Origin of the sequence: Cupriavidus sp. MP-37 (assembly GCF_020618415.1) — a bacterium.
Taxonomy (GTDB): Bacteria; Pseudomonadota; Gammaproteobacteria; order Burkholderiales; family Burkholderiaceae; genus Cupriavidus.
On sequence record NZ_CP085345.1, the window covers coordinates 1,194,300 to 1,216,393 of the forward strand.

Sequence of the window (22,094 nt, forward strand, 5' to 3'; positions counted from 1 at the left end):
ATCTGAACGGCATTACAGCGTGGCCAGGGTTCCAGCGCCGGCGGCGTTACTCCTCTGGTTCCTCCACCGCAAACCCGTACAACGCCGCGGCATTGCGCCATCGCAGCGCCGCGGACAAAGCCACGTCTGAGTCCGCCTGCCACGCCACAAGGCGGCGGCACTCATCCAGCCGGAGCGGCGCCTCGTGGTTGGTCCAGGGCCAGTCGCTGCCCCACAGCAGCCGGTCATCGCCGACGGTGTCGCGCCATGCCTGCGCCAGCGCGGGCCAGTCGTCAGGCGTTGGCAACCGGTATGGCGCACTGATTTTCACCCACACCGGGCGGCGCGCGCACACGGCCGTGGCGACCTCGAAGATGGCATCTGCAGTCCCCGCAGTACCAGGGCGGCCGAAGTGATCCAGCACCACCGGTGTGCCGGCATCGCCAAGCGCCGCGTCAAGCCGCGCCAGCACCATGCCGCCATCGCCGTTGCGGGTATGGAGCTCGACATGCCAGCCCAGCGCGTCGATCCTGCGGAACAGCCCGCGCCACGGCGCGGTGGCGATGCGCTGCCAGTCCGGATCGCCGTACAGGTTGAGGCGGATGCCGCGCACACCGGCCGCCTGCAGCGTGTCCAGCTGCGGGTCCGTCACCGATGGCTCGACCACCGCCACGCCGCGCAGCCGTTCGGGCCGGGCCTGCAGCGCGGCCAGCAGCGCTGAGTTGTCGGTGCCCAGAAAACTCGTCTGCACCACCACCCCATACAGGTCTCCCAAACCGCCGAGCGCGCCCAGCGTTGCCTGCCAGTCGTCCAGGCCGGCGGCATAAGCCGGCCGGTAGCGGGCCGAAGGCGCGGCAACACCGGCAGAGAAGACATGGAAGTGGGTATCCACCAGCGGCACAGCGCGCCTACTCATCATCAGCCTCCGTGGGGCGGGTATATCCGGATATGGCGTCCAGACCCGCGTCAGTATTCTAGTCCTCTAGAGGACATCAGCATTCGATCAATTTAGCACGGCTCCGGCATGCCAGACAACGCGCTGCACCAGACCACCACCGCTGCCGCGGGGCTGAGCCGCTACGGCCAGATCGCGGCTGCACTGCAGGCCAGGATCGTTTCCGGCGCCTGGACGCCGGGCAGTGCCATCCCGGCCGAAGGGGCGCTGGCCAAGGAATTCGGCATTGCGCTGGGCACCATCCGCCAGGCCATCGCCGTGCTGGTCCAGCAAGGCCTGCTCGAGCGCGTGCAGGGCAAGGGCACCTTTGTGCGCAAGGGACTGAGCGGCGCCAGCCTGATGCGGTTTTTCCGCTTCGGCAGCGCCGATGGCGCGCCCGTGGTGCCCCGCTCGGAAATCCTGTCGTGCCGCGCCGTCCGGCTGGACAAGGCCATGGCCGCCCGCTTCGGACTGGACAGCGGCGCGCGCGGGCTGGCGATCTCGCGCCGCCGCTGGCTGGACGAGACGCCACGATTGCTGGAATCGATCTGGCTGCCGCTGCCGCGCTGCGAAGCCCTGCAGCAGCTGCCACCGGCGCAGTGGGGCGACCTGCTCTATCCGCTGCTGGGCAGCGCCTGCGGCGTCACGGTCCATCGCGCCGTCGACGAGGTGACCTTCCGCACGCTCGCGGCGGACGAGGCCGGGTTGCTGGCGCTGCCCGATGCGCATCCGTGCGCGGTCGTGACCCGGCACGCCTTCGACCTGGCCGGGCATTGCATCGAATACCGGCTGACGCGCGGCGACGCCTTCGCCTTCCGCTATACCGCCGACGTCCGCTGACGGACCGGCACCGAGGAGACCGACCCATGCACGCTCGCCACGCGTTCGCCGCCACAGCAACGGCGCTGATCGCCATGACCACGCCCGCGCAGGCGGCCGATCCCGCCGCAAGCTGGCCGGCACGTCCCCTCACCATCGTGGTGACGTACCCGCCGGGTGGCGGCGCAGACCTGATGGCGCGGTTGATCGCGCCGGCGCTCGGGCGCGAACTGGGACAGACCGTGGTGGTCGAGAACCGGCCCGGTGCGGGCGGGCAGATCGGCGCCGCCTATGTCGCCAAGGCGGCGCCCGACGGCTACACGTTGATGGTCGATGCGTCGTCCTATGCCGTGAATCCGAGCCTCTATCCGCGCCTGCCCTACGATCCGGACAAGGCGTTCCGGCCGCTCGGCGTACTGGCGCGCTATCCCAACGTGCTGGTGGCCACCGCCAGCTTTCCGGCGGGCAAGGTCAGCGATGTCGTGGCCATGGCCCGGCAGAAGCCGGGCTCGGTGGCCTTTGCCTCCTCGGGCAACGGCTCGGCGCAGCATCTGGCCGGGGTCCTGTTCGAGCAGCGCGCCGGCGTCGACCTTCTGCACGTGCCCTACAAGGGCGGCGGCCCAGCCATGACCGATGTCATCGCCGGCCAGGTGCCGCTGTTCTTCGCCAACGTGGCCTCGAGCCTGCAGCACATCCAGGCCGGCAAGCTCAAGCCGCTGGCGGTGACCAGCCTGTCGCGCACCACGGCGCTCCCGGCCGTGCCGACCATGCAGGAAGCCGGCGTGGCCAGCTACGAGGTCTACGAATGGAACGCGGCGTTCGTCCCCGCCGCGACACCGGAGCCGATCGTCGCGAAGCTTGCCGACGCGCTGCAGAAGGTCATGACCAGTGCACAGATCCGGCAACGCGTGGCCGAGCTGGGTGGCGAGGTGGTGGCGGCACCGCCGGCGCAAGCGCGACAGTTCATCGACGGGCAGGCGCGGCTATGGGCCAGGGTCATCCGCGACGGCAACATCAAACCCGAATAACAACTCAAACCCCGCGCCCCTATCACCCCTATCGAGAGCCTATCTTCCCCATCGCCCCAGCCGCGCCACGGCGGGGCTACCGCAATTCCAGGAGACAAGCATGACCGCAGCCAACCCCTTTCGCCGCCAACTGCTCAAGGCCGGCGCAGCGCTCGGCGCGTGCGCGCTGGCGCCCACCCTCGCCCGCGCGCAGGCCTGGCCGGCCAAGCCGATCCGGCTGGTGGTGCCGTTCGCGCCGGGCGGCAGTTCCGAGATCGTTGCGCGCTCGACCGCGGCGGAGCTGACCAAGCTGCTCGGCGTGTCCGTATTCGTCGAGAACAAGCCGGGGGCCGCCGGCAATATCGCGATGGGCGAAGTCGCGCGCGCCGACGACAACCACACGCTGATCCTCGGCCATATCGGCACGCTCGCGGTCAACCCCTTCATCTTCGCGAAGCTGCCGTACGACCCGGTCAAGGACTTCCGCGCGATCTCGCTGCTGTCCAAGGTGCCGAGCCTGTACGTGGTCCATCCCGACGTGCCCGCGAAGAACCTGAAAGAATTCGTGGCGCTCGCCAAGAGCAAGCCCGGCAAGCTCAACTATGGTTCAGCCGGCAACGGCAGCGCCGGCCACCTGGCCTTTGAATACCTGAAGGCCGCCACCGGCACCTTCATTACCCACGTGCCGTACCGCGGCAGCGGCCCGCAGATCACCGACCTGCTGTCCGGCCGGCTGGAAGCCGCCGCGGTCGGCGCGCCCGCAATCCTTCAGTTCATCAAGGCCGGCAAGGTGCGCTGCATCGCCACCGGCACGACCCAGCGCATCGCGCAGTTGCCGGACGTGCCGACGGTGGCGGAGCAAGGCTATCCCGGCTTCGAGATGACGCAGTGGTATGGCCTGCTGGCGCCGGCATCACTGCCCCAGCCTGCCGCCGACAAGCTGGCCGACGCCACCATGAAAGCCGTGAAGAGCCAGAGCTCGGTCGAGCGCCTGAGCGCGGACGCGGCCATCGTGGTGGGCGGCACGCCGGCGGAATTCTCGCGCTTCATCGCGCAGGAGCAGCAGCGCTGGAAGCCGATCATTGCGCGGGCCGGTATCAAGCCGGACTGAGCGTATCGGTCCGCTCGTGGCTCAGGGCTTTTCCTGCCACACCGCGATGCCGCCCGAGGTGCCGGCGCGGCCATCCAGGCTGATTTCCACACGGGTCAGGTCTTCGCCAACCAGAACTTCACCGGCGTAGGTCTTGCGGACCCGCTCGACGATCTGCCCCACCGTGGCATCGCCGTTCAGGCCGATGTGGCTGAACACGGCCAGCTTCGGCGCGGCGGCCTGGAACACCCGCGCGGCATCCTCGGGCGAGGACAGATGGTCGTAGATGGCGCGGTACGCGGGATTGGACGCCAGCAGCGTGTCCGGGATCAGCGTGACGCAATGCACCAGCACGTCCGCGTTCCGGGCCTGCGCCACCACGGCGGGACTGAAGCGGGTATCGCCCGACAGCACCACCGAACGGCCACGATAGTCGATGCGGTAGCCATATGACGGGCGGATGTTGTCGCCGTGATCGTTCTCGAACGCGGTCACGCGCACCCCGCCCTTCTCATAGACGATGCCCGGCGCCACGTCATGCGCATCGATGGTGATGCCGGTAAGCGCGCTGCCTTCGTCCTTGTGCCGGATCGCGATATCGGCGGCAAAGGCCTGGCGCAGGCCATCCGCCAGCGCGCGCGTGCCCGCCGGGCCATACAGCGCCATGGGCCGGTCGCGGCGGCCATAGGGCGGCCGCAGCCAGCCGGTCAGCCACAGGTCGGGCAGGCCCACCAGGTGGTCGGAATGGAAGTGCGTGAGGAAATGCGCATCGACGCTGCCCAGCGGAATCCGCAGCTGCCACAGGCGCACCGATACGTTGCGGCCAAAATCGAAGACCAGCTTCTGGCCTCCGGCTTCGACCAGCGTGCTGTAGCCGGCGCGGGTTGGCGACGGCACCGGCGTGCCGGTGCCCAGCAGCGTCACGCGGAAATGGTCGGCGGGCTCGGTACCGCCCGTGCGGCCCGGCGGGGCTGGGGGCGTGCCCACCACCGGCGCCGTGGCGGGCGCGGCGGCCGAGAGCGCTGACGCGAAGATCAGGACGATGCCGGTCAGCATCGACAGCAGGTGGGAGGGTTTCATCGTTCTACCTCTTCAAGACATGAAATGGCCGCAACGGCTCAGAAGATCTGCTTGATGCCAAGCATGACGCCGGCCTGGTTGCCCCCTGGCGTGGGATTTCCGCCGGGACTGCCGCCGCTGACCGACAGCGCCGACTGGCCGCGATTGTCGATATAGCCCGCGGTGGCATAGAGCGAGGTGCGCTTCGAGAACGCATAGGTGGCGCGGAGCGCGCCAAGCCAGGCGCGGTTCGCGCTGTGCCGGTAGCGCAGGTAATAGAGTTCGCCGGCAAGGTTGAACGCGGGCGTGAAGTCATGCGAGGCGCCCGCGAACCACAGATCGCTGCGCGGCGTGGCGCTCGCCTGGTTGTTGCGCGACAGCAGGCCCAGGCCCAGCTTGGTCCGCTGCAGCAGCATGTAGCCGCCCAGCGAGAGGCGATCGTCCTTCAGGCTGCTGCGGCTCAGGCCGCCAAACGCGCCCGGGCCGCCGCGCAGCGAATCATAGGCAGCGCTCACGCCCCACCAGCCGGTTTCGTACATCAGCATGGCGGACCATTCGCGGCAGGCCCTTGCGTCCGCCGAGTTCTCGCCCGCGCAGTTGGTGCCGGCCGGTCCGGGGCCGGCATTGACGGCATCGCGGCCCAGGCTGTATGTCGCGCCGACGGTGACCCCGCCGAACTTGCCCTTGTACGACAGCGCGTTGTCGGCGCGCGTGTTGGGGATATAGCTGTCGATCGAGCCCACGCCATAGACGTTGGAGGTGAGGATGTCGGTATCCAGCCGGGCCCAGAACAGCATGGTGTACTGGCGCCCGAACCCGACCTGTCCCCATGGGCCGCTCAGCCCGACGAAGGCCTGGCGCCCGAACAGGCGCGCGCCCTGGTTAGAAACGCCCGAGTCAGGCGCAAACCCCGATTCCAGCACGAACACGCTCTTCAGCCCGTTGCCGAGATCCTCGCTGCCGCGCAAGCCCCAGCGTGACGGCACGGTCGCCGCCAGCGACGGCTGGCGCACCAGGGTATGACCCGCCGGGCCGACATGGTTCAGGTATTCCACCCCCGTATCGATGACGCCGTAGAGCGTCACCGACTGCGCTGCCGCCGCCAGTGGCAGCGCTGCCGCGAGTGCGGGCGCAAATTTCCGGAACTTCACGATGACGCCTCCTTGCCCGGCCACAGCAAACGAATTGGCCTCGTTGCTGCGCGTTCATATTTGAACATCTGTTTCTTTATTGAACCAACAGGCGCGAATCATATCGCCGCTGGCGATGCCGGCAGAGTGGGGAAACTACCAATCCGGGAACAAGGCAAGGCATGCCGTAGGGGAGGACAGCGGGCACAGCGTGGAAGCCGGTGCCGATACACGCACCATTTACAAACGGCGCGTGCTACCCGCGCCGCGACAACGCGCCGCAACGGTGGCCCGGAACCTGCAAGGGCTTGCTGCCCCGATCCACCATTCAGGAGCCGGCCATGAGCATCTTCAAGGACATCCTCAACAAGCTGCTGGGCAAGGACAAGCCCGCGGCCACCACCACCGCGACCACCACCAGCACCCCGCCCGCCGCCGGGTCGCCCACTTCCGCGGGCGCGCCGGCCGGCACTGCGCCAACCGCCGGCACCGGCGCGGCGCCCGCGGGCAACGTCCAGGGCACGACCGGTGCGCCGACCGGCGGCGCACAAGCCACGCCGCTGTCGGGCGTGGATGTCGAGGCCATCATGGACCGGATGGTGCAGCAGAGCGGGCAGACGCTGAACTGGCGCACGTCCATCGTCGATACGATGAAGGCGCTTGGGATCGACAGCAGCCTGGAACACCGCAAGGAACTCGCGCGCGAGCTGCACTACAGCGGCGACATGAACGATTCCGCGGCGATGAACGTCTGGCTGCACAAGCGCCTGATGCAGGAACTGGCCGCCAACGGCGGCAAGCTGCCGAAGGAACTGTCCTGAGGTAATGGGGAATGCGGCGCCGGGCTGGCGCCGCAGCAATCTCAGCCCGCGATGCCGGCCCAGCGCAGGTGCCGGGCCCAGTCGCCTTCGCTGATCACGCCGGACACGCCCTGCCGCTGGCCGTCGGCGCGATAGAAGTAGGTGCGCGGCATTTCGCCCATCCACTCCGGGTCGACCGCATAGCGCAGCCGCTCCTGCGGCTCGTGCCCGAACACCCACGCATTGCGCGTCAGCCCGACGCGACCGAGCACCTGTTGCACCTGGGGCAAGGCGTCGGCGCTGTCCGTGGCCAGCGTGACCACGCGCAGCCCGGGATGCTTCGCACGCAGCTTGCCGAGGGCGTCGAAGTTGCGCTTGCAATAGACGCAATCCAGCGACCACACCACCAGCACGAAGGGCTTGCCCTGCTGGCTGGCGGCGATGCGCGCGGCGTTGGCGGATTCGAACATCGCGACGCGGTCGGCGGCATTGGCGTTGCCGAGCATCAGCGCGCATGCGGTAAGCGCGGCTGAAACGGCGGCGGCGAACAGTTGGCGGCGCGATCGCATCATGCGCCCTCCTGCCCGAGCCCGAAGACCTGGAAGCCCTCGGCCTCGGTGCGCCACAGCACGTAGGCGCGGCCGGCGTGCTGCAGCAGGTGCGGCTGGTCGGAGTCGCGTTCCGTGCCAGCCAGCTTGCGCGTTTGCCAGGTCTTGCCGCCATCGTGCGACAGCATGGCGGAGAGCCGCGTCTGCTGGCCGTCGAACGATTTCCACACCACCGCGATGTCGTTGTCGTTCAGCGCGACGATATCGGCATGCTGCGCGCGCGCGTCATCGAGCGGGCGTTGCGCCTGCAGCTTGCCGTCGCGCCAGCGCCCCACCGACACCGTCGGCTTGCCCGCGCGCACGCTGAACCAGACCATGTGCACGGTGCCGTCGGGCGCCACCGAAGCGCCGGGGCCGTGGTGCGGGCACGCGTCGATGCGCCAGTCGTCGAAGGTGGCGCGCTGCATCGGCGTGGCCTTGCCGTCGGCGCCCAGCAGCGCCAGGGCGTGGTCGCGCGCGTTGGGCGGGAACACATGGCGCCACAGCGCCAGCATCCGGCCATCCGGCGTGGGCGACAGCGCGATGCGGCAGCATTCGCACGACTGGTCGGCGATCTTGTAGTCGCCCTGGAAGGTCTTGCCATGATCGGCCGACACGGCGTAGTAGATCGCGGCGCCGGCATACGGCTGCTTGCGCGCCTCGGCCGCGGCCACGTCGCGCTTGTCGATCCAGCTGACGAAGACCCGCCCGGCGGGGTCCACCGCGATCGCGTCGAAGCGGTGCGCGATCTGGTCGCGGTTGGCATGCACCGTCAGCGGCTCGGCAAAGGTCTGGCCGCCGTCGGTGGAGCGCGCAAAGCGGATAAAGCCGGTCCAAGGCTTGGGCAGCGGCTGGGTCCAGGTGACGTAGACCTGCCCGTCGGGTCCGGTGGCCACCTTGGGGCGGCTTTCATGATCGGCGGCGACCGGCTCCGGCGTGCCGTTGACATGCCGCGCCGGGCCGAAGCTGCGGCCGTAGTCGGTCGACGCGCGCACGGCGACATGGGGACCGTCCTTGTAGGCAATCCACAGCTTGCCGTCGCGGTCGAAGGCGGCGCCGGTGCCCAGTTCGCTCATCTTCGCGGCCTTGGCCTGGCCACCATGGCCGGCATGGCCGCCGTGCGTCTGTGCGGTTGCGCTGGCGGCCGCCAGCGCGGCAAAGGCGATCAGCCCGGCAACGATGCCGCGGACAGCGGAGCGGGCGCCTGGCATGGTGGAAGTCAGCGTGTTCACGTGCTCAGAAGGAAAGTTTCGCCTCGGCGTAGAACGTCCGCCCCGGGTACGGGTGATAGACGAAATAGCGCTGGTCGGTGAGGTTGTCGATGCCAAGCCCGAGCCGCACATTGCGCGCCGGCTTGTAGGTCACCTTGACGTCGAAGGTCAGGAAGCTGCTGGTGCCGCCGAAGGTGTCGGGGTTGGTATCGGAATTGTCGAGCGTATTGTACTGCCGGCCCGAATAGGTCATCGCCAGCGTGCCGGCCCACGCCGGCGTGAAGCGATAGGTGCCGGCCAGGTTGGCGCGCCACTTCGGGATGCGGTAGAAATACTTGCCCACCGAGGCCGGATTGTTGGCGTTCTCCAGCGTCTTCGAATGGTTGTAGGCGCCGCTGGCCGACAGGTCGAAGCCGCGCACCAGCACGTCGCGGCCGTCATAGGCGAGCTCGATACCACGCGTGCGCACCCGGTCGACGTTCTGGAAACTGGTGACGGTGGGAAATACCGTGGTGTTGGTCTGGCTGACCAGCGCATCGCGGATATCGTCCTCGTACAGCGAGACCCGGAAACTCGACGCCTCCACCGTGCGCTCGAAGGTCAGGTCCTTCGAGAAGGAGCGCTCCGGACGCAGGTTCGGGTCGTTGTTGATCAGCGCCGTGCCGGTGATGCGCCCCTGGAACAGCTCGCTGACGGTGGGGTAGCGATAGGCCTGGCCCAGCGACAGCCGGCCCAGCCAGTCCTGCCCGAACGCCTTCTCCAGCGCCAGCTTGGGCGACCAGTTGGACTCGCTGCGCACCGGATAGCCGACCTGCACGCCAGGCTGGCTGCGGCTGCCATCATAGGCGCGCCAGTGCTCGTAGCGCAAGCCGGGGATCAGCTTCCAGTCCTCGGCGAAGTACCAGGCGTCCTGCGCGTAGAGCGCCTGGGTCTCGGTCTTGCCGGTGAAGGCATTGTTGAACGCGGTGATGGTGGCCGCGCGCCAGTCCGAGGTGTTGTAGGTGGTGTTGCTCAGCCGGTAGTTGTCATAGTGGTAGCCGAACGTGACCCAGTGCCCGCCCTGCAGGCGCTGCGGGCGGTAGTCGGCCTTCAGGTCGAGCGTGCGCCAGCCGGTGCCGTCGCCATAGGTGACCGTGCCCGGTCCGTTGCCGACGGAGTTGGCGCTGCGGCTCACGTCCTTGCTGACATCGAACAGCGACGCCACACCGGAGAAGTTCCACCCGGTCTGGTTGCGCGTGCGCAGCGACAGGCCGTAGAGCCAGCGCGCATCCTCGCCATTGCCGGGCGCAAAGGCGTTGGCGGGAATCACGTACTGGTAGCCGCCGATGTTCACCGGTCCGCCCGAGACCACATTGCCGCTGGCATCGCGCAGATAACTGCCGGTGGTGTTGGAGCGGTCCTGCTGCCAGTATGCGGCGGTGAACTGCGCCTGCAGCGTGCTGGTGATGTCATAGCCAAGCTTGAGCTTGAGCTGGTCCTGTACCGTGTGCGTGACGCCCTCGCTGTTCACGCCCATCACCACGCGGTCGCGCCCGCTCTGGTCCTGGTCGAAATAGGCGCCGGAAACCGGCGTGTCCGCCGCGCCCGCAGGCCGCGTCGAGCGCGACGCGGTATAGAAGCTCAGCGGCTGGCTCTTGCTGTCCTGCCGGTCGACGCTGACCAGCCACGAGAACGCACCAACGCGGTCGCCCACATAGGCGTTGGCATGCACCCCGTTGAAGTTATCGTGGGTGCCGTACAGGTTGAAGCGCTGGGTGAACCACTGCACGCTGGCATCGCCCTCGAACTTCTCCGGCGTGCGCGTGGTGATCAGCACCGTCGCGCCCAGCGAATTGCCCGGATACAGCGCCGAATACGGGCCGTACAGCACGTCCATGCGCTCGATCTCGGCGGCATTGACCAGCGACCAGCGCGGCGGGAAGCTGAAGTCCGAGCCCAGCAGGTTGGACAGCAGCAGCCCGTCCGCATAGACCAGCCCGCGCGCCGACTGGCGCGAACTGGTGCTGCGCACCGAGATGATCGAATTCATATCGCCGATAAAGCGCTTGCGCACGGCGAGGTTGGGCGCGTACTTCAGTGCGTCTTCCGTATTGACCACGTTGAAGTCAGCCATGCGCGTGCTGCGGATGCCATAGGCCGGCGACGGCGTGTTGGGCGGGATCGCCGGCGTGTCGCCGCGTTCGGTGCTGGCCGATACCACCACCTCCTGCAGCGGCGCGGGCGCCTCCACCGCCTGGGCGGCGGCCACGGCGGGGCCCATCAGCACTGTCGAAACGGCCAGCGCAATGCGATTTTTCTTCACTGGAAACCTTGTTGTCGTCTTTTTGGCTCGCTGTGCTGCGTAGCATCAGGCGCACCTCCCGCACCTCCAGCATAGCGAGCGCTGACATTTTATGGGCCGAGGCGATCCGCGCCGATGCGACATAGCGACGCGGGCCGCCGGGGATATCCGCGTTAACCCGCATACCCAATACCCGGCCTTGTCACTACATTGCCCCGACTGGCCTCCAGCCAGCGTGATGCAGGGAGAGACTGTCGCGGCGCCCGCCGCGCACGGCGCCGAAGGAGCAACCGCCCCGGAAACTCTCAGGCAAAAGGACCGGCATCACCCGTCAGTGCACTCTGAAGAATGCCGGACGCCATCGTCCGCCCGGCATACCGAAGGAGCAAGCGCGCCCCGCCCCGCTGCCAGGCGTCGCGAATCTCTCAGGTCCAGAACAGAGGGGGCGTCCTTCACGCATGTTGCGTGCGGACTCCTACCCTTCGACGTTCCTGGATCCTGCAGATCATGAAGACAATCGCTGTCATCGGCGGTGGTATCACTGGTGTCACCACGGCCTACGCGCTGGCCCGGCGCGGCTTCTCCGTCACGCTGTTCGAACGGCACCGCTATGCCGCCATGGAGACCTCGTTCGCCAACGGGGGGCAGCTCTCCGCCTCCAACGCCGAGGTCTGGACCCACTGGTCCACCCTCGTCAAGGGCATCAAATGGATGCTGCGCAACGATGCGCCGCTGCTGGTCAATCCCCGGCCCAGCTGGCACAAGCTGTCGTGGTTCGCCGAGTTCATCGCGTCGATTCCCAACTACCGCCGCAATACCATCGAAACCGCACGCCTTGCCATCGCCGCGCGCGAGCACCTGTTTGCGTGGGCGGCGCAGGAAGGCATCGACTTCGACCTGAAGCGCGCCGGCATCCTACACATCTACCGCGACCGCGCCGGCTTCGAGCATGCCAGCCGGGTCTCGGCGCTGCTGGCGCAAGGCGGCCTGGAGCGGCGCGCGGTGACGCCGCAGGAAATGCGCGCGATCGAGCCGACGCTGGCGGGCTCCTACTACGGCGGCTACTTCACCGAGAGCGATTCGACCGGCGACATCCACAAGTTCACCAGCGGCCTGGCCGCCGCCATTGCGCGCCTGGGCGTGCGCTGCCTCTACGGCCAGGACGTGCGCGCGGTCAAGACCGACGGCCGGCGCGCCACCATCACCGTGCAGGACGGCAACGACAGCACCAGTGCCACCTTCGACGGCGCCGTGATCTGCGCCGGCACCGCCAGCCGCGCACTGGCCGCCGGGCTGGGCGACCGCGTCAACATCTATCCGGTCAAGGGCTATTCGATCACGGTCAACCTGACCGACGACGCCAGCCGCGCCGCGGCACCGGTGGTCAGCCTGCTCGACGACGAAACCAAGCTGGTCACCAGCCGCCTGGGCGACGACCGCTTCCGCGTTGCCGGCACCGCCGAGTTCAACGGCACCAACCGCGACATCCGCGCCGACCGCATCCGCCCACTGGTGGACTGGGTGCATCAGTGCTTCCCCGGCGTCAGCACGCGCAGCGTGGTGCCATGGGCCGGACTGCGGCCGATGATGCCGGACATGCTGCCGCGCGTGGGACGCGGGCGCGCGGCCTGCATCTTCTACAACACCGGCCACGGGCACCTGGGGTGGACCTTGTCGGCGGTGACGGCGGATATGGTGGCGGGGGTGGTGGACCAGGCAATGGGGAGTGCCCCGGCGATGGTGACAGGCGCTGCGCTGACGCCGGCGCGAGCCTGAACTTCGGAGGGAAAGGGCTAAGCCCGCACGCTGATGCCGTTCAGTAAAGTGACTGTCGTCCCCGCGAAAGCGGGGACCCAGTGACTTTTAACGACGCTGGGTTCCCGCCTTCGCGGGAATGACGGTAGGGCATTAGAGCCCGCATGCGCATTTCAAGAGTCAGCGATTTCTGAATCCGTTGCCCGGATCCAAACTTCGCGCGCCCCTGGAAATGCGACATCTCTCATCGATTCCCCGCTACCAACAGGAAATACTGGTGGCGTCATCGGACCACCGATGATCGGGTGTGGAAAGCCCGGATGTTTAAGGTGGACAGGCGTTGCGCTTGTAACGGGCAACGCCTGTGTGTTCGCACGAACCAAGCTGGCTCCCTGGCGGGCCGGGCGAGGCAGCCGCAAGGCTGACCGGTTCCCCACCTTAGACCGGTCTTTCCACCCTCGCTGTCTGGCCCGCCGCCCTCATGTGGAAATGAGTGGCGCGCTTTCACTAGTGGGGAATCAATGGCAACGATCGATGAAATGACCAACGAATGCCTGCAGCAGGTTCGCGCAGGAATTGAAGGGGTACTTGTACTTCTGGATCATGAAAGCGAAAGCTCGGAGGGCTGCTTCAGCGCGCTTTGCCTGCTTGGCATGGTGAAGATGCAGATTGATGGGCTGATGGTTGAGCGAGAGCGGTTGCAATAGCGGTTGGGGGGTGTGATGGTGGGTCTGTGCTATCACACCTCGCCTTGGGTTCCGCTCCGCGATCTCGAGCTTGCCGTCGGCGCAGAGGCACATTGGAGCAACTTTGCCAGCCCCGGAGTTCGTCGAAGAGCCTAAAATTTGTGGCGCATACCCCGTGCAAAGCTGGTGCCACTGCCCTCTCCGCTAACCTTGTCGAACACCGTCACAGCGTACACGTCCGTTCGCTTCGACAGGGCATAGTCATAACCATCGGCAAGTCCATGGCGCCGAAAGTCCGCCATGACATCGCTACGTACCGGTGAAGAAACCGCAGAGGCCAGGATCCTTCCGCTGCCGACTGGAATCTGTGCGCCCATCTGCAGCGTGTCAGTTGTCGTCGATGCACCGCTGGTGCCTACACAGATGGGTCGAGATCAAGGCAGTCTCAATTAATCGTCGCGCGAATCGTCATCGGCATTGCTTCTGGCGCTCAGAAAATCGACAAACGCTCTTGCCTGCAGGGAAAGTGAGTCATATCGTTTGAAAACAAGCATCAGATGGCGCGCCGCCCAGTCATCTGACAATGGAATGATTCTCAACTGTAAGCTCGAACGATATACCTCAGCTACTCTCGTTGGCATGATGCAGATGCCTGCCTTTGCTGCCACTAGGCTGCAAGCCGAATCGAAGCTCGAAACGCGAATACGGTATGTTAGCAAGCGGCCGAGTTCGCCCGCCTTCATTGCAAGAATTTGTCCGAGCGCACTCCCTTCCGGGAATCCAATGTGGACGTAGCCGAGTGTCTCGCTAAAGCGGATCGCCTCACTGTTCGCCAATGGGTGTCCGGATGCTACGACCAGCGCGAATACTTCCCGGCGATAAGGAACAGTCGAAAGTTTGCATCCTTCATGAACGATGTGCGTAATGCCGACATCCGCAACGTCATCGCTAACACCGCGAATGATCCCGGCGCTCAGTCGCTCCTCGAAACTGACTACGACGTCGGGGTACTTCTCCTCCAGCGCCACAAGATCTCGAGGAACGAACTGGACCATCGAAGAGAGGTTGGCGAGCACGCGAACGGTTCCGTAGACGCTGGAGTCAACGTGCGTTATCTCCGCAATCATACGCTGCAGATCGACATCAATTTTCATCGCATAGGCCAGCACGACCTCGCCCGCGCGCGTCAGTCGCGTCCCTGACGAGTCGCGAAACAGAAGCTTGGTACCCAGGGTACTCTCCAGCTCCGAGATGCGCCGGCTTATTGCTGAAGGCGCGATATGCTCGGCTGTCGCTGCCCGCACGACCCCGCCTTCCGCCTGCACGGCTCTGAACAGTCGAAGCGAGGTCAAATCAAGCTGCTTGATAGTCTGTGGCATTCCTGCTTTCCCTAATCGCAACCCCGGCTCGCCCACGTCCGAAGCGCCGTAGAGATCGCTATAACGCCCCTCATCTTTTCGCGCAAGGTCTTTTCTCTTCTCTCAGGCGGCGCTGCGCAGCGAAAGCGAATCAGCAACTGCACCCATCCACACCACAGGCACGAATCCATCGGTGTTCTCGTTTCGGCACGAGAGGCGTCGACATTTGGCAATGGCCCGTTCAGTGGCGGGCAGCGATACTAATCCCAAGTCTGTCCCCCGCGAAAGATTGGGGAACGAATGGATTATAAAGGAGACAATGTGCTGCAAAGCGTCAGTCACGCTCGTGCCTCATTTCATGTGAGTTCGAGCGCTCACCCTATGTATGTGGAGCGTTGGGCACCATTGTCCGGCGCGTCAGAGCACCCGCCTGTCGTCTTGATTCACGGCGGTGGTCATACCGGCTTGTGCTATAGCCATACGCCCGACGGCCGTCCGGGCTGGGCCTCCCTTTTTGTTCAAAGTGGATATACGGCCTATGTCGTAGACTGGCCGGGCCATGGCCGGTCGCCACCGCCCCATGACTTTGCGACCATGTCGATGAATGCCGTCATCACTGCGCTCGTCGACTTGTTGGATCAGATCGGGCCAGCGACCTTGGTTGCCCATAGCGCTGGAGGGACCGTGGCGTGGGCTGTGGCGGATAGACGGCCCAACAGCGTTTGTGCGATCTTGGGTATTGCGCCCGGCCCCCCCGGCAATCTGCTTCCTGTGCTGCCGTCCGATCCCCTCGAATTTGAAGCACTATCTGCCCGCGAAGATCTGGGCCACCCTGTTTATCATTCAGAAACAGCGCCAGTGTATTTCTCCAGCGAATTCATCCGGCGCTACTGGGCCAACAGCAAGCACTTCCCACTCGAAGCCATTGACGCTTATGAGAAAACAATCGTGCCGGAAAGCCCGAGAATATTGAACGAACGATTCAACATTGGTGGTTGTTCGCCGCAGGTCTTATCGCCGGATCGGATCCGACGTATTAGAAGCCTCGTGGTTACCGGCAGCGACGATCCAAGACATCCAAGAAGCGTTGATGAAGCCGTGGCCCAATATGTTGGCGCAACCCATTTGTGGCTTCCAGATATCGGCATCGAAGGCAATGGGCATAGCCTGATGATCGAACGTAACAGCAGCGAAATTTTCGACGTGGTATATCAATGGCTGACGGCCTACGAAAACCGACCAGTTGAGAAGGAGGCGTAAAGCTATGACGCAGATTTCCGCAAAACGGGCCTGGATTACCACGACGCTCTTCTTCGTGTGCATGGCCTTTTCCTATGTAGACCGTCAGATCATCAGTATTCTAGTCCAGCCAATTAAGGCAACGGTTGATCTTAACGATACCGAGATAGGACTTTTGCAGGGTCTGTCATTCACATTATTCTATCTGATTGCTGGTATTCCTCTTTCATGGCTCGCTGACCGTGTTAATAGAGTACGGCTTGCTGCTGGCTGCATCTTTGTATGGTCGTTGGCAACGACCTGCACAGGACTCTCCCGCGTGTTCCCGATGCTTGTGATTGCGCGCGCCGGGACGGCAGCCGCCGAAGCGGGCTTTCATCCCGCAGCCTTGTCAGTCGTAGGCGATATTTTCCCGGCGCGGCATATTCCGCGCGCGACTGCTCTTTTCATGCTTGGACCGATAATCGGTAGCGGCTGCGCGCTGTTGCTGGGTGGCGCATTGCTGTCTTGGTTCACCTCTCTCGCAATCGGTCCCCTGCCGATTATTGGGCGGCTTCACGCGTGGCAATGGGTATTCGTTGCAGTGGGTGTACCGGGCATGCTGCTCGCCAGCTTGGTGCTGGCAATGGTAAAAGAGCCGAGCCGCCGGGAACTGCGAGCCACACTGGACGGTAATTCCACAGAACCAGTGAGTTTCAGTGCTGTATGCCTTTTTCTGCTTACCCGTGATCGCTTCTATCCATTGTATTTTTTAGGGTTTGCGTTCTTCATTCTCGCTACTACTGCGTATGCTGCGTGGTTTCCATCCGTGGTGATCCGCAAATTCCTCATTGACCCTAAAACCGCTGGCCTGGTGCTTGGCTCCACGTTTCTGATTTCCGGTGTACTCGGGAATGTGTTCGCTCAGATCTACGCATCGAGGCATGTCGAGCGAATCGGTGCATTGCCAGTTGTCATGAGAGTCATAGTTGGATCGATTGCGATGATGGTCCCCTTGGCAATCGTTGCACCGCTCCTCGGCAATTATGTATTGGCCGTAGTCCTGTATGCGCCGCTGGTTCTGCTCCTGTCGACAACCCAAGCCTTGTTCCTGGTCCCCCTGTTGCTTAGCGTGCCTAATCGCATGCGCGGCCAATCTATCGGCATCTTTGCCCTCGTGATCAACGCGTTTGGTGGAACTGTCGGACCATTGATGACAGGAGTCTTTTCCGATGGTCTCGGCATGGGCGGAGCCGGCACCGCGATTGCCCTAACCATTACTTCGGGAGCCGGAATTCTGGGCGCCCTTGGCCTTCTTTACGCGGCGTCGCAGAGCACCTTAATTATCGGCTCGGATCTCGCTGACGCCGCGCCTGCCCTTGATATCCATCCTAGCCTGGGCGATCCAAAGCCAGGATAAGTCTGATCCGATTATCCGTCGAAGTTCGATCTCGACGCAAAGCAATATCGCGAGTGGCCCTAATGACGAACGCGCACGGAAGCAGAGCGTACGAGCGGCCGCTCTGACCGTAACGCGTTAGCTGCCGCATTCCCTCACGTCGGGCCGTTGAAAGGGACTGCCTTCGTTCGAATCGCCGCCGCGAGCTTGCGATTAGCCCTCGGTCAGTCATCTTGTGTCGCGGCTCGTCGGCTTGGCGTGACAGCGCGCGCCATCGGCTTCGAGCATCAGGAGGTTGTCACAGAGCTGTACGACTGGATCAACGGTCTTGAGCAAATCGGGCAGATGCGGGACTACACGCGGAAATTCGGGATCTCGCCGAAGCGGGGTCTCACGTCCGTCTGATCGGCTGGCCGCCCGGGTAGGCCTGATGCATGGCGGCATCCGTGTCTTTCGCCGGCGGCAGGCCGAACATTCGCCGGTACTCGCGCGTAAATTGCTGGACGCTTTCATAGCCCACGGAAAACGCCGCGTTGCTCGCCGAAATGCCTTCGGTCGTCATCAGCCGGCGTGCCTCGATGAGGCGCAACTGCTTCTGGAACTGTAGCGGCGACAATGATGTCGCAGCCCGGAAGTGCTGGTAAAACGCAGACGCGCTCATGCCGGCCGTTGCCGCCAGACGTTCCACCGGTAGCGGTTGTGCGAACTCGGCCCGCAACAGGGCGACGGCGCGGGCTACACGTTGCGTGTGACTTTGCGGCGGGCCAATCTGACGAATTATCGGGCCATGCTTTCCCACCAGCAGCCAGTAATGCATCTCACGCACGAGCTGCGTCTGCAGTACTGGCATTGCCGCCGGCCGTTCAATCAGCCGCATCAGCCGCAGGGCGGCGTCCGCAACCTCTGCGTCCGATGGCTCAACCTGTACCGGCGACTCCTGGGCGACGGGCCCCAGCTTCATCTCTACCGCCAGTTCTGCAATGGCTGCCACATCGAGGTCCAGCACGAGGGAGTAGTACGGTGCGTCGGCGCTGGCGCGCGTGATCTGGCTGATCGTCGGCACGTCCGACGTGATTAGCAGCGAATCGCCAGCGCTGAAGCCGAACGTCTGCTGCCCCATCACCACCCGCTTGCAGCCTTGCAGCACAAGGCACGCGAGGGGGCGGGAGATCGCGTAATCGATGCCGCTGGGCGCTGTCGCCCGGATAGCAGTCAGGCCCGGAATGGGGGTTCGGGCCACGCCGTTCGGGCCGGCATACGCCTCGGCATAGCGGCGCACCGCGTCGAGCAAGAGATCACTCATTTGGGGAACGTTGTCATCCATCAGCCGCCATCGTAGCCGGTCCGGACAACTAGAAACATCAGGTTTGGAGAAACAGGCCAATAACCGAGAGATTCAGGCAAAGGAATCTGGCACGCCGGATACCAGAATGGACACCGGATTCCACCACACGCCAAGGACTCTCCTCATGACCACGATTTCTCTCGTTACCGGTTCCAGCCGCGGCCTGGGCCGCAATACCGCCGTGTCGATCGCCCGCAAGGGTGGCGACGTCATTCTGACTTACCAGAACCGCGAAGCCGACGCAAATGCGGTCGCGGCCGAGATCGAGGCGCTTGGCCGCAAGGCGGTCGCCCTGCAACTCGACGCCGGCGATATCTCCGCCTTTCCGGCCTTCGCGGAGCGGCTGAAGGCCGCACTGCAGCGCACCTGGCAGCGCGACAGCTTTGACCATCTCGTCAACAACGCGGGCCACGGGGAAGTTGCGCCGATCGCCGAGATGGGTGAGGCGGCGTTCGACAAGCTGGTCGATGTGCATTTCAAAGGCGTGTTCTTTCTCACCCAGAAGCTGCTGCCGCTACTGGCGGACGGCGGACGCATCGTCAATCTTTCGACGGGACTGACGCGCGTGTCCGCCGAGGGCTGGGCAGCCTACGCAGCCGTCAAGGGCGCAGTGGAGGTGCTTACCGTCTACATGGCGAAGGAACTGGGTCCGCGCAGGATCACGGTCAATGCGGTGGCGCCCGGTGCGATCGAGACAGACTTCTTCGGCGGGGCGGTGCGCGACACGCCAGCGTTCAACGAATTTTTCGCCGGCATGACAGCGCTGGGCCGTGTTGGTGTGGCCGACGACGTGGGCCCGATGATCGCCAGCCTGCTGTCGGGGGATAACCGCTGGGTTAATGCCCAGCGGATCGAAGTGTCTGGCGGACAAGGCATTTGAGGGCGTGGTTCGATCTGGACCCCAATGCCCCGACATAGAACGCGGGCGAACGCAGCCTGCTCGGCGTCGATGCCGTAGGTGACCAGGCGCGGGCGACCGCCAGGAACGAGGGACTCCAGGCTCTGGAATCATGCACGGGCGCTCGTGATGAAGGCCGGCCGGCTGCGCGCACTGGCCGTGACCAGCGCCACGCGCTCGCCGGCGCTGCCCGACGTGCTGACCATGGCCGAGGCTGGCATTGCCGGCTGTGAGGCCGATGTCTGGTTCGGCGTGGTGGGTCCGCGCGGATTGCCGTCCGGTATCCAGCCGCTTGTCGCAGGAGATCACGCGTATCGCGCAGGACAAGGCGATGCGGGACAAGCTGGTGCAGGCCGGGGCCGCGCCGCTGACCGCGACGCCGGAGCGGTTCTCGGTGCTGCTCCGCCGCGATACCGACAAGTGGGCGAAGCTGGTGCGGGAGTCGGGGGCGAGTATTGACTGAGGGTGTCTCGGGCGCGCTGTGGCGGCGCTGGGCGGCAGTCCAACGTGCCGCGAGTACGCGATCCGCGCCCGCCGTCCCTGCTGACCTTCTGCGCTGTCACACCCCTTCCTGCGGGAGTCAGTACTGATACACCACCTGCAACCCAGCCGTCACCGCGGCCGTATGGAACGCCGCGGGCTTATAGACCGGCATGCCGACAAACACGTCATACGAGAATGAACCTGCGCTAGAGCCCAGTCCTCCGTGGAGTCCGATCACCGCCCCGGCCAGTTGAGTGCCGGCCAGCGCAGTGGTGATCGGTCCGTACACTCTTCCGTAATCGAGTCCGGCATACAGCGCCTGTCCGCTGCCGCCCAGGGGCGCCTGTAGCTCATTGCGCCAATAGAAGCCGCGCTCGCCAGCCAGCAGGTTCTCCCCATCGAAGCCACGCACCGTGTAGCGGCTGCCGATGGTAAGCGCATCAATGTAATAGAGCCGGTCGTTGGTGAACTGGCCGTGGAAAGTGGTGACATACCGCAGCGGCAGCTCGCCCAGCTTGAACGGCACCGACAGGTTGGCATCCGCCACCAGCATCCGATAGCGCCAGGTGGGGCCGCCACTGTCGGCCAGCACATCGTCCTGCGCGCCGAATCCGCCGATGCCCTGGCGATACGCTAGCGTGCCGTCGAACTGCGCCGCGCCGAAGTAGTGGCGATCCGTGATGCCCGCCTCGAGCACCGTATTATTGCGGCGCTGCTGCGCGATCTCGGTGTCCTCGATGAAGCTCTTGCCAAAGCGCCGGGTCAGCCGGAACTGCATGCCGAACACATCGTTCTGGCTGCGGCTGAGAACGCGGTGCAGCTTCAAGTCCGCAGTCTCCGACTTGCCGCTGGAGATGAAGGTCTGGTTGACGCCTGCAATCTGCTGGAAATAGTTGTTCGAATAGGCCGATAGTGTCGCTGTCCAGTAACCCCAAGGCACCGAGAAATAGCCATTCCAGCCACGCGTGCCGTGTTCCTTGTTGGCAAAGCCCAGATCCTGGTTGTAGCCGACGTTGAACAGGTCGTTCAGGCCAAGCGGATTGTCCAGACTCACGCTCAGGTTGCCCTGCCACTTGCCGGTCGAGCGCGTGCCGGAATTGTCCACCGAGGCCACCACCGTCCAGGGCTTGCCGCGCTTGACGTCGATCACCACGTCGCTCACGCCCGGCGCCTTGGTCGGCACGATCTGCATATCCACGTCCTGGCTCGGCACCCGCTTCATCTGCTCCAGGCCTTGCTCAAGGTCACGCAGGTTCAGCAAGTCGCCTGGGCGGGCGGGGAACGCCGATTTCCAGGTGCCCCACAGGTCGGGCTGGGCGAAGCGCAGTTCGCCGATGACGCCGGGGATCAGCGCCAGCTCCAGTGTGCCGGCGCTCAAGTCCTGCTCCGGCACAAGCACGCGGGTGGTGACGTAGCCCTTGTTCAGGATGGTTTGAGTAACGCCCTTGACCAGGAGGTCGAGGCCTTGTTTGCCGATGCAGGTGCCTTGGTAGTGGTCTAGCCAGGTGCGCGCGAAGGCGAAGGGGTCTTGTGGGAGAACTGAAGCACCCTTGGCCTGCACGTCGGCTGAAAGGTCGGGCGGGACATCCAGCGAAAAGCGGTCGATACGGAAACAAGGAGTCTCGGTGGGCAGTGGCGGGAAGTCGACTGGCACTACCTCTGCAGCGCGCACGGCAGGAGCTTGCACGGATTGGGCTCGCTCGCGGGCTTCTTGTTGCTGGCGGGTGCGCTGGTCTTGTTCGGCGCCAGTCAAAGCAACGGATTGCGCTGTGCCCGGTGGCAAGGATTGTCCGTGAATGGCGGGACTGAGGAGCATCATGGAACCAGCGAGTGCCGGGATCGATGCTAGACGCCGATTTTTCTTGCGCTTCACTTCGAATTCAACCAGGTTTATTCGCCTTAAGGATGCAAACTATCTCCGCATCCCAAGATGGCTCAATGGGTAGCACAAAAGGTGACCGCGCTTAATCTCTGAAATTTTACCATATTTGGCATATTTACTCACCAATGGCCATCCTTCCCATACTAAGAGCCGTGCAGGGGCCCGTCTGTTCT

Annotated in this window: 19 protein-coding genes and 2 riboswitches; of the genes, 10 read left to right on the forward strand and 9 right to left on the reverse strand. The window is 64.7% G+C overall.

What is annotated here, in order from left to right:
* Positions 1 to 46: 46 nt before the first annotated feature.
* Positions 47 to 898, reverse strand: a complete 852-nt coding sequence (locus tag LIN44_RS21895; protein WP_227316324.1) for an amidohydrolase — start codon at positions 896 to 898, stop codon at positions 47 to 49.
* Positions 899 to 1,003: 105 nt separating this feature from the next.
* On the opposite strand from LIN44_RS21895, the gene LIN44_RS21900 reads away from it, so the two are divergent.
* The 3 genes from LIN44_RS21900 to LIN44_RS21910 all read left to right on the forward strand — a co-directional run bounded on the left by LIN44_RS21900 (position 1,004) and on the right by LIN44_RS21910 (position 3,850).
* Positions 1,004 to 1,753 carry a GntR family transcriptional regulator gene (locus LIN44_RS21900; RefSeq protein ID WP_227316325.1) on the forward strand — a complete coding sequence of 250 codons (750 nt, stop codon included), beginning with the start codon at positions 1,004 to 1,006 and terminating at the stop codon, positions 1,751 to 1,753.
* 26 nt (positions 1,754 to 1,779) lie between these two features.
* Positions 1,780 to 2,760: a tripartite tricarboxylate transporter substrate binding protein gene (locus LIN44_RS21905; RefSeq protein ID WP_227316326.1), complete on the forward strand. Its 981-nt coding sequence runs from the start codon at positions 1,780 to 1,782 to the stop codon at positions 2,758 to 2,760.
* A 100-nt stretch (positions 2,761 to 2,860) separates the two neighbouring features.
* Positions 2,861 to 3,850 carry a tripartite tricarboxylate transporter substrate binding protein gene (locus LIN44_RS21910; protein ID WP_227316327.1) on the forward strand — a complete coding sequence of 330 codons (990 nt, stop codon included), beginning with the start codon at positions 2,861 to 2,863 and terminating at the stop codon, positions 3,848 to 3,850.
* A gap of 21 nt (positions 3,851 to 3,871) precedes the next feature.
* Here the strand turns inward: LIN44_RS21910 and LIN44_RS21915 are convergent, their stop codons facing one another.
* Positions 3,872 to 4,909, reverse strand: coding sequence for an MBL fold metallo-hydrolase (locus LIN44_RS21915; protein WP_227316328.1), 1,038 nt, complete (start codon positions 4,907 to 4,909; stop codon positions 3,872 to 3,874).
* A gap of 38 nt (positions 4,910 to 4,947) precedes the next feature.
* Positions 4,948 to 6,039 carry a porin gene (locus tag LIN44_RS21920; RefSeq protein WP_227316329.1) on the reverse strand — a complete coding sequence of 364 codons (1,092 nt, stop codon included), beginning with the start codon at positions 6,037 to 6,039 and terminating at the stop codon, positions 4,948 to 4,950.
* A 320-nt stretch (positions 6,040 to 6,359) separates the two neighbouring features.
* On the opposite strand from LIN44_RS21920, the gene LIN44_RS21925 reads away from it, so the two are divergent.
* Positions 6,360 to 6,839, forward strand: coding sequence for a DUF3597 domain-containing protein (locus LIN44_RS21925; RefSeq protein ID WP_227316330.1), 480 nt, complete (start codon positions 6,360 to 6,362; stop codon positions 6,837 to 6,839).
* Positions 6,840 to 6,880: 41 nt separating this feature from the next.
* Here the strand turns inward: LIN44_RS21925 and LIN44_RS21930 are convergent, their stop codons facing one another.
* The 3 genes from LIN44_RS21930 to LIN44_RS21940 are packed head-to-tail and all read right to left on the reverse strand — an operon-like array spanning position 6,881 to position 10,918.
* On the reverse strand, positions 6,881 to 7,390 hold the full coding sequence (locus LIN44_RS21930) for a hypothetical protein (RefSeq protein WP_227316331.1): 510 nt from the start codon (positions 7,388 to 7,390) through the stop codon (positions 6,881 to 6,883).
* The gene (locus tag LIN44_RS21935; protein ID WP_227316332.1) at positions 7,387 to 8,637 is read right to left on the reverse strand and encodes a sialidase family protein; all 1,251 of its coding nucleotides are present in this window, start codon (positions 8,635 to 8,637) and stop codon (positions 7,387 to 7,389) included. Before LIN44_RS21935 ends, LIN44_RS21930 begins: the two co-directional genes overlap by 4 nt.
* A 4-nt stretch (positions 8,638 to 8,641) precedes the next feature.
* Positions 8,642 to 10,918, reverse strand: a complete 2,277-nt coding sequence (locus LIN44_RS21940; protein ID WP_227316333.1) for a TonB-dependent receptor — start codon at positions 10,916 to 10,918, stop codon at positions 8,642 to 8,644.
* Between the two features lie 211 nt (positions 10,919 to 11,129).
* A riboswitch (glycine riboswitch) is annotated at positions 11,130 to 11,228 on the forward strand.
* A riboswitch (glycine riboswitch) is annotated at positions 11,229 to 11,347 on the forward strand.
* Between the two features lie 15 nt (positions 11,348 to 11,362).
* On the opposite strand from LIN44_RS21940, the gene LIN44_RS21945 reads away from it, so the two are divergent.
* Both LIN44_RS21945 and LIN44_RS21950 read left to right on the forward strand, forming a co-directional pair.
* Positions 11,363 to 12,673 carry a D-amino acid dehydrogenase gene (locus LIN44_RS21945; protein WP_370641745.1) on the forward strand — a complete coding sequence of 437 codons (1,311 nt, stop codon included), beginning with the start codon at positions 11,363 to 11,365 and terminating at the stop codon, positions 12,671 to 12,673.
* A 500-nt stretch (positions 12,674 to 13,173) separates the two neighbouring features.
* The gene (locus LIN44_RS21950) at positions 13,174 to 13,359 is read left to right on the forward strand and encodes a DUF1484 family protein (RefSeq protein ID WP_227316335.1); all 186 of its coding nucleotides are present in this window, start codon (positions 13,174 to 13,176) and stop codon (positions 13,357 to 13,359) included.
* 428 nt (positions 13,360 to 13,787) lie between these two features.
* On the opposite strand, the gene LIN44_RS21955 is transcribed toward LIN44_RS21950, so the two are convergent.
* Positions 13,788 to 14,717 (reverse strand): LysR substrate-binding domain-containing protein, encoded by a 930-nt coding sequence (locus LIN44_RS21955; protein WP_227316336.1) that lies wholly within the window; start codon positions 14,715 to 14,717, stop codon positions 13,788 to 13,790.
* Positions 14,718 to 14,996: 279 nt separating this feature from the next.
* Between LIN44_RS21955 and LIN44_RS21960 the strand changes: the two genes are divergently transcribed.
* Together LIN44_RS21960 and LIN44_RS21965 are read left to right on the forward strand one after the other, a co-directional pair.
* Entirely contained in the window at positions 14,997 to 15,956 is a 960-nt protein-coding gene (locus LIN44_RS21960; RefSeq protein WP_227316337.1) for an alpha/beta fold hydrolase, read from the forward strand.
* A 4-nt stretch (positions 15,957 to 15,960) separates the two neighbouring features.
* Positions 15,961 to 17,334, forward strand: a complete 1,374-nt coding sequence (locus LIN44_RS21965) for an MFS transporter (RefSeq protein WP_227316338.1) — start codon at positions 15,961 to 15,963, stop codon at positions 17,332 to 17,334.
* Positions 17,335 to 17,704: 370 nt separating this feature from the next.
* Here the strand turns inward: LIN44_RS21965 and LIN44_RS21970 are convergent, their stop codons facing one another.
* Positions 17,705 to 18,637: an AraC family transcriptional regulator gene (locus LIN44_RS21970; RefSeq protein WP_227316339.1), complete on the reverse strand. Its 933-nt coding sequence runs from the start codon at positions 18,635 to 18,637 to the stop codon at positions 17,705 to 17,707.
* A gap of 145 nt (positions 18,638 to 18,782) precedes the next feature.
* Here LIN44_RS21970 and LIN44_RS21975 point away from each other — a divergent pair, with 145 nt between their 5' ends.
* The gene (locus tag LIN44_RS21975) at positions 18,783 to 19,538 is read left to right on the forward strand and encodes an SDR family NAD(P)-dependent oxidoreductase (RefSeq protein ID WP_227316340.1); all 756 of its coding nucleotides are present in this window, start codon (positions 18,783 to 18,785) and stop codon (positions 19,536 to 19,538) included.
* A 204-nt stretch (positions 19,539 to 19,742) separates the two neighbouring features.
* A complete protein-coding gene (locus LIN44_RS27580) occupies positions 19,743 to 20,015 on the forward strand; it encodes a tripartite tricarboxylate transporter substrate-binding protein (RefSeq protein WP_255638663.1) in 273 nt (90 codons plus the stop codon).
* 121 nt (positions 20,016 to 20,136) lie between these two features.
* Here LIN44_RS27580 and LIN44_RS21990 read toward each other — a convergent pair whose 3' ends face one another.
* Complete coding sequence (locus LIN44_RS21990) at positions 20,137 to 21,855, reverse strand: ShlB/FhaC/HecB family hemolysin secretion/activation protein (protein WP_370641749.1); 1,719 nt, start codon at positions 21,853 to 21,855, stop codon at positions 20,137 to 20,139.
* Positions 21,856 to 22,094 lie beyond the last annotated feature (239 nt).

What these genes read in the sequence shown, in the direction of transcription:
- LIN44_RS21895 (WP_227316324.1), bottom strand. Translation starts at nt 898, where the DNA reads ATGATGAGTAGGCGCGCTGTGCCGCTGGTGGATACCCACTTCCATGTC.
- LIN44_RS21900 (WP_227316325.1), top strand. Translation starts at nt 1,004, where the DNA reads ATGCCAGACAACGCGCTGCACCAGACCACCACCGCTGCCGCGGGGCTG.
- LIN44_RS21905 (WP_227316326.1), top strand. Translation starts at nt 1,780, where the DNA reads ATGCACGCTCGCCACGCGTTCGCCGCCACAGCAACGGCGCTGATCGCC.
- LIN44_RS21910 (WP_227316327.1), top strand. Translation starts at nt 2,861, where the DNA reads ATGACCGCAGCCAACCCCTTTCGCCGCCAACTGCTCAAGGCCGGCGCA.
- LIN44_RS21915 (WP_227316328.1), bottom strand. Translation starts at nt 4,909, where the DNA reads ATGAAACCCTCCCACCTGCTGTCGATGCTGACCGGCATCGTCCTGATC.
- LIN44_RS21925 (WP_227316330.1), top strand. Translation starts at nt 6,360, where the DNA reads ATGAGCATCTTCAAGGACATCCTCAACAAGCTGCTGGGCAAGGACAAG.
- LIN44_RS21930 (WP_227316331.1), bottom strand. Translation starts at nt 7,390, where the DNA reads ATGATGCGATCGCGCCGCCAACTGTTCGCCGCCGCCGTTTCAGCCGCG.
- LIN44_RS21950 (WP_227316335.1), top strand. Translation starts at nt 13,174, where the DNA reads ATGGCAACGATCGATGAAATGACCAACGAATGCCTGCAGCAGGTTCGC.
- LIN44_RS21955 (WP_227316336.1), bottom strand. Translation starts at nt 14,717, where the DNA reads ATGCCACAGACTATCAAGCAGCTTGATTTGACCTCGCTTCGACTGTTC.
- LIN44_RS21960 (WP_227316337.1), top strand. Translation starts at nt 14,997, where the DNA reads ATGGATTATAAAGGAGACAATGTGCTGCAAAGCGTCAGTCACGCTCGT.
- LIN44_RS21965 (WP_227316338.1), top strand. Translation starts at nt 15,961, where the DNA reads ATGACGCAGATTTCCGCAAAACGGGCCTGGATTACCACGACGCTCTTC.
- LIN44_RS21970 (WP_227316339.1), bottom strand. Translation starts at nt 18,637, where the DNA reads ATGGATGACAACGTTCCCCAAATGAGTGATCTCTTGCTCGACGCGGTG.
- LIN44_RS21975 (WP_227316340.1), top strand. Translation starts at nt 18,783, where the DNA reads ATGACCACGATTTCTCTCGTTACCGGTTCCAGCCGCGGCCTGGGCCGC.
- LIN44_RS21990 (WP_370641749.1), bottom strand. Translation starts at nt 21,855, where the DNA reads ATGCTCCTCAGTCCCGCCATTCACGGACAATCCTTGCCACCGGGCACA.